We start from the raw sequence: 6,124 nt of genomic DNA, 5'->3' as shown, positions 1-6,124 counted from the left end.
CTTATCAGCAAGATAAGAAAATTCCAGAAACTGTTGTAGAAGAAAAGATTATTAAGCCTTTTGATTTAAAAGGTGATTCTATTGAAGAATTGGTTGATCATTTACAAGAACATGGTTTAAGTGTTATCGACCAAGCTGGTGATCCAAGTAAATTAGCCTTAAAGAGTCAAAAAGAAGTCAATCATCATGAATTAAATGATATGTCGGCACCCACAGGTGTGAAAATGAATGATCCTGTGCGGATGTATTTGAAAGAGATTGGCCGAGTACCCTTATTAAATGCTCAACAAGAAGTTGAATTGGCACAAAGAATTGAAAAGGGTGACGAAGAAGCTAAGCAGCAGTTAGCCGAAGCCAACTTGCGCTTGGTGGTTTCGATTGCAAAAAGATATGTTGGCCGGGGAATGCACTTCTTAGATTTAATTCAAGAAGGTAATATGGGATTAATGAAGGCGGTAGAAAAATTTGATTACCGGAAGGGATTTAAATTTTCCACTTATGCTACTTGGTGGATTCGCCAAGCCATTACGCGGGCAATCGCTGATCAAGCCCGTACAATTCGTATTCCTGTGCATATGGTAGAAACTATTAATAAATTAATTCGTATTCAGCGCCAATTGCTGCAAGACTTAGGGCGGGAACCAACGCCTGAAGAAATCGGGGCGGAAATGGATATTCCTACTCCTAAGGTCCGCGATATTTTGAAGATTGCTCAAGAACCTGTTTCTTTAGAGACTCCAATTGGTGAAGAGGATGATTCACACTTAGGAGATTTTATTGAAGATGATGATGCAACTAGTCCTGAAGATCATGCCTCATATGAACTCTTAAAAGAGCAATTAGAAAGTGTCTTGGATACGTTAACTGACCGGGAAGAAAACGTATTGCGGTTACGTTTTGGTTTGGATGATGGTCGGACACGTACTCTAGAAGAGGTAGGTAAAGTCTTTGGTGTAACGCGTGAACGTATCCGTCAAATTGAAGCTAAAGCCTTACGCAAGTTACGCCATCCTTCACGTTCTAAGCAATTAAAAGATTTTTTGGAATAAGATAAAATTATAATTTGACTAAATAATTAATAAAAGTTAACAAGCTGTGTCAATGAGCAGTTGTAAAGTTGCGTTCCTACATGTAATTACAATAGTAATTTGATAAGTAGGCATAATTAGACACAAATTTCGGCTTATTAGCGTGATATGTTTAGATAATTACTGACAGAGCCCGGAATAAATTTTTACTCCGGGTTCTTTTGCAATTTTGCTCATATCCCGTTAAAGCTAGGAGGGCTAGTACGCAGTTTTAGCTGTTCTTTGCTGCAGCTTTACTTTTACATAAGGAGTTTAGAAATTGAAATTGTCCCCCCGACTGCAGACAATTGTAGATATGGTGCCAGCTGTCAAATGTGTGGCTGATATAGGATCAGATCATGCCTATGTTCCCATTTATTTAGTACAGCATAAACTAATTCAACGAGCAATTGCTAGTGAAGTTAGCCCCGGCCCCTTAAGTATTTCTCAAAAAGACATTCAAGCTGCAAACCTTCAAACACAAATTAGTACGCGTTTAGCTGATGGTTTAGCGGGATTGCACGCCGTAGATGAAGTTGATTTAGCTGTTATTGCTGGAATGGGCGGGCAATTAATTACCCAAATTCTTAAAAGAGGGCAGGAGCAATTACAGTACATTCCCCAGCTCATTTTGGAGCCCAATAATGATGAAGCCTGCGTGCGTGCTTGGTTAAGTCAGCAGCAATGGCAGATTATTGATGAAAATATTGTCCAAGAGGGGCGCCATATTTATGAAATAATCTTGGCACAACAAACTTCAGCAGCTCCAGCTTTATCCTCGCAGGAAATAATGTTTGGGCCCTGTTTATTAAAAAAGCGAGATGAAGTCTTTATTTTAAAATGGCAAGAACAATTACGACGAGCACGTTTTATGTACCATAATCTACAAAAAGCTGCCAAGGCACAACCCCAGAAAATATTATTAGCTCAAAAGCGAATCCAACAAATTGAGGAGGTTTTAGCATGATAGTTACCGGCGTACAATTAGTTCAACAAATTGAAAACTATGCTCCTTTAAAATTAAAAATGGAGCATGACCCCACTGGTCTACAATTAGGCAATCTCCATCAGCCAGTTCAACGAGTATTAACCACTTTAGATGTGCGACCTGAAGTTGTGCAAGAAGCAATTGAGCAAAAAGTAGATTTTATTTTTGCGCATCATCCAGTAATGTTTCATCCAGCCCATAATTTGGATACATCTATTCCTCAAAATAAGATGTACGCTGACTTATTAAGCCATCAAATTACAGTTTATGCTGCACATACCAATATGGATAAAACACAGCCGGGGATGAATGATTGGTTGGCGCAAGCTTTAAAACTGCAAAATATTCAGTCCTTTGGTGCAGATCAAGACGGGGTGGCATTAGGTCGATGGGGAACTTTAAGTCAGCCCCAGACAGTGCTACAATTAGCACAATATATCAAACAAACTTGGGCGCTTTCCGGTTTACGAATTATTGCTAATAACATCCAGACACAAGTTCAAAAAGTGGGGATAATTGGCGGTGATGGCGGTAAATTCTATCCTCAAGCTCAAGCCAATAATTTAGATGTCCTTATTACTGGAGATGTCTATTATCACACCGCTCATGATATGTTAGCAGCAGGTTTAAATGTGATAGATCCAGGACATCATATTGAGGCAGTCTTTATTGAGCAAACTAAAATTTTGCTGGAGCAATGGTCCCAAAAATATCATTGGCAATTAACTATTTTGGCTTCAAAAACCAATACTGAACCCTTTAAATTTATTTAAGGAGCATAATAATGAAATACGAGCAATTAATTCCGCGGTTTTTAGAATATGTTAAGCAAAATACGCGTTCAGATGAGAATTCAACTTCTGTTCCATCTACTCAGCGCCAAGTTGATTTTTTATTAAAATTAAAAACTGAATTAGAACGAGTTGGGTTAAGTGATGTTGTATATAATCCAAAAACAGCCTATCTTACAGCTACTTTACCAGCCAATATTGATGATCAAGTTCCAGTAGTGGGCTTTTTAGGTCATGTTGATACGGCAGATTTTAATTCAGAAGGGGTTAACCCCCAAGAAGTTCCCGCATATGATGGACAAAGTGTGATTCAATTAGATGCTGCTGGCAAGTATCAACTTGATCCTGCTATTTTTCCTAATTTAAAAAATTATGCAGGACATACTTTAATTACAACCGATGGTTCGACATTATTAGGAGCAGATGATAAATCGGGTGTTAGTGAAATTATCACTGCTATGGAATATCTGATTAATCATCCCGAAATCGTCCATGGCAAAATTCGGATTGGTTTGGGACCCGATGAGGAAATCGGCCAAGGTGCTAAGCGATTTGATGTACCTGCTTTTGGCGCAGACTTTGCGTATACGGTTGATGGTGGTTCTTTAGGTCAATTGGAATTTGAAACTTTTAATGCAGCAGCTGCGAAAATTCAAATCACTGGTAAAGATGTTCACCCTAGTGAGGCTAAGGACATTATGGTTAATGCTTCTTTAATTGGAATGGAATTACAGCAAGCTTTGCCTGCTGATGAAGTTCCCGAAAAAACTTCTGGACGTCAGGGTTTCTTCTTATTAACTGATTTTGATGGCAGTATTGATCATGCTAACATGGCCTATATTATCCGTGATTTTGAACGTGAAGGCCTAGAAAAACGCAAGCAGTTATTGCGGCAAATTGTTACCCAATTAAATGCAAAGTATGGTGCACAAACAGTTCAAGCCCAGATTTTTGACCAATATTATAATATGTATGAAATAATGAAAGATCATTTGGATGTAGTGACTCGAGCAGAAAAAGCGATGGCTAATCTCGGAATAAAACCTCAAGAAGAAGCTGTGCGTGGAGGAACTGATGGATCAATTATTTCCTTTATGGGATTACCAACGCCGAATATCTTTGCGGGACCAGAAAATATGCATGGTCGCTTTGAATATGTATCAGAACAGGTGATGGAACAAGCAGTTGATGTTATACTAGAAATAATCAATCTAACTACCAAAGGAGAATAATTATGCCACTAGTTCATATCGAATTAATCGAAGGACGCTCCCCGGAGCAATTAAAACAAATGGTTGAAGATGTTACAACAGCTATTAGTAAAAATACCGGTGCACCTAAAGAACATATTCATGTTGTTTTAAGTGAAATGCAAAAAAATCATTATGCAGTCGGCGGCGTTTTAAAATCCGATGCAGAATAGTTTTCAATCAAAATACCAGTCTTAGCAAACTTGCTAGGCTGGTATTTTTATTATTGCGAAAATTAATGAATATATATGTCTAAATATTAAATCTTTATTCTCCGTGATTTTTAATTATTCGGATTGACAAGTAGGTAAAATAAGCTTAAAATTAGCAAATTATTAAAACTAAAGTTAATCGCTTAATTTTTTATAATTTATTTTTAATTATTTACACCTAATAAAGGAGATGATATTTATGCATAAACAACTGCGCACAGTTATTACAATATTATTGGGAAGTGGTTTATTATTGACAGGCTGTAGCCAAAGTCAATCAAAATCAGCTCCCAAAAGTATCACTGTCATGGAGCCAACAGATCTTTTATCATTAGATATTTCTGAATCTGGAGGAACAACATGGTATGCCTTATCTAATAGTATGGAAGGTCTATATAAAGCCGATAAGAATAATCAACCAGTTGCCGCAGCAGCTACTAAGGTTGTTCAGCCTACTAATAATAATCAGACCTATACCTTTCATTTGAAAAAAACAGCTAAATGGAGTAATGGTGATCCTGTTAGTGCTGCTGATTTTGTAGCTGCTTGGCGTCGTTCAGTTAACCCAACCGCTAAATCAGGATATAGCTATATTTTTTCAGGTATCAAGAATGCTGATGCCATTTTGGCTGGTCAAAAGCAGCCTCAAGAATTAGGTGTAGCAGCCTTAGATAAGTATACCTTGCGGGTTAATTTGGATCATCCAATGCCTTATTTTAATAAGTTAATGGTTTTGCCTGCTTTCTTCCCAGAAAATAGGAATGCATTGCAAAAGTTTGGCGATAAATATGGTACTCAGGCCAAATATGTGTACTATAATGGTCCATTTAAAGTAACTAATTGGGATGGTACCAACAATAGTTGGACATTACAAAAAAATAAATACTATTATGCAAAAAAAGAAATCAAGTTACAGACAATCAAATATTTGGTAGTTAAAGATTCCAATACTGCCCATGAATTATTTGAACAGAATAAATTAGATGATGCTATAGTTAATGGCGTTGTAGCTAAAAACTTACAAAATGACAAAAACCTTATCCATGAACATAAGGGTGGTACTTATATTCTTAGAGCCAATTTACGTAATAATCGGCCACTAGCTAATCAAAAAATGCGTCAAGCCGTCAGCCTGGCAATTGATCGCACAAGCTTGACTAAAAATATTTTGGCTGATGGCTCGACACCAGCCTATACGTATACTGCTAAAAATGTAGCTATTGATCCAACCACCAAAAAAGATTTTGGTAGTGAAGTTAAGCCGAAGTACACTTACAATCCACGTTTAGCTCGAGAATTGTGGCAACAAGGAAAAACTGAAGCCGGAATTAAAGGTCAAGTTAATTTGGAATTAATTGGTGATGATGAGGGAATAACAAAGAATTCAGCAGAATTTATCCAAGCCGCTTTGCAGAAAAATTTACCTCAACTAAAGGTTTCCATTAAAAACATTCCCGATAAAAGTGTAACCACTGCCGTAAGAGCTGGAAAATTTGATGCCCATCAAACTCTTTGGTTAGCTGACTTTGCTGATCCAATTAGTTTTATGGGGACGGCTACAAGTACTAGTCCGAAAAATGCTGGAAAATACCAAGATGCAACATTTGATCAATTATATAAGAAAGCCAATAATAATGCGACTAATCAGCAAGAGTATTGGTCAACCTTAAGAGCAATGGAACAGCGTTTAAATGAAACTGTACCTAATATTCCACTATATCAGATGGTTGAAAGTCACTTAGTTAATCCAAAGCTTAAGGGAGTTTTGCGTCAACCCGTGGGACTGGATGATTATACTCGAGCTTTTTTAAAATAA

6 protein-coding genes are annotated in these 6,124 nt (G+C 37.2%); all 6 read left to right on the top strand.

Annotated features, from left to right (window positions below):
* Positions 1-1,049 (top strand): RNA polymerase sigma factor RpoD (gene rpoD / locus EQ827_RS07450; RefSeq protein ID WP_181190371.1); only part of this gene is annotated, 1,049 nt, incomplete at its 5' end.
* Between the two features lie 298 nt (positions 1,050-1,347).
* The gene (locus EQ827_RS07445) at positions 1,348-2,034 is read left to right on the top strand and encodes a tRNA (adenine(22)-N(1))-methyltransferase (RefSeq protein WP_181190370.1); all 687 of its coding nucleotides are present in this window, start codon (positions 1,348-1,350) and stop codon (positions 2,032-2,034) included.
* A complete protein-coding gene (locus EQ827_RS07440; protein ID WP_181190369.1) occupies positions 2,031-2,828 on the top strand; it encodes a Nif3-like dinuclear metal center hexameric protein in 798 nt (265 codons plus the stop codon). The genes EQ827_RS07445 and EQ827_RS07440 overlap by 4 nt, the downstream gene beginning before the upstream one ends.
* An 8-nt stretch (positions 2,829-2,836) precedes the next feature.
* Positions 2,837-4,078, top strand: a complete 1,242-nt coding sequence (gene pepT / locus EQ827_RS07435; RefSeq protein WP_181190372.1) for a peptidase T — start codon at positions 2,837-2,839, stop codon at positions 4,076-4,078.
* A 2-nt stretch (positions 4,079-4,080) separates the two neighbouring features.
* Positions 4,081-4,269, top strand: coding sequence for a 2-hydroxymuconate tautomerase (locus EQ827_RS07430; protein ID WP_181190368.1), 189 nt, complete (start codon positions 4,081-4,083; stop codon positions 4,267-4,269).
* Between the two features lie 238 nt (positions 4,270-4,507).
* Complete coding sequence (locus tag EQ827_RS07425) at positions 4,508-6,124, top strand: peptide ABC transporter substrate-binding protein (RefSeq protein ID WP_181190367.1); 1,617 nt, start codon at positions 4,508-4,510, stop codon at positions 6,122-6,124.

The sequence above is a fragment of the Bombilactobacillus bombi genome, assembly GCF_013607485.1.
GTDB lineage: Bacteria > Bacillota > Bacilli > Lactobacillales > Lactobacillaceae > Bombilactobacillus > Bombilactobacillus bombi_A.
Note: the sequence above shows the minus strand (reverse complement) of the source record. Positions and strands in the feature narration are given on the sequence as shown.

Bases quoted from the DNA above. Each gene is read 5' to 3' on its own strand.
- EQ827_RS07440 (WP_181190369.1), top strand. From the start codon at position 2,031: ATGATAGTTACCGGCGTACAATTAGTTCAACAAATTGAAAACTATGCT.
- EQ827_RS07430 (WP_181190368.1), top strand. From the start codon at position 4,081: ATGCCACTAGTTCATATCGAATTAATCGAAGGACGCTCCCCGGAGCAA.
- EQ827_RS07425 (WP_181190367.1), top strand. From the start codon at position 4,508: ATGCATAAACAACTGCGCACAGTTATTACAATATTATTGGGAAGTGGT.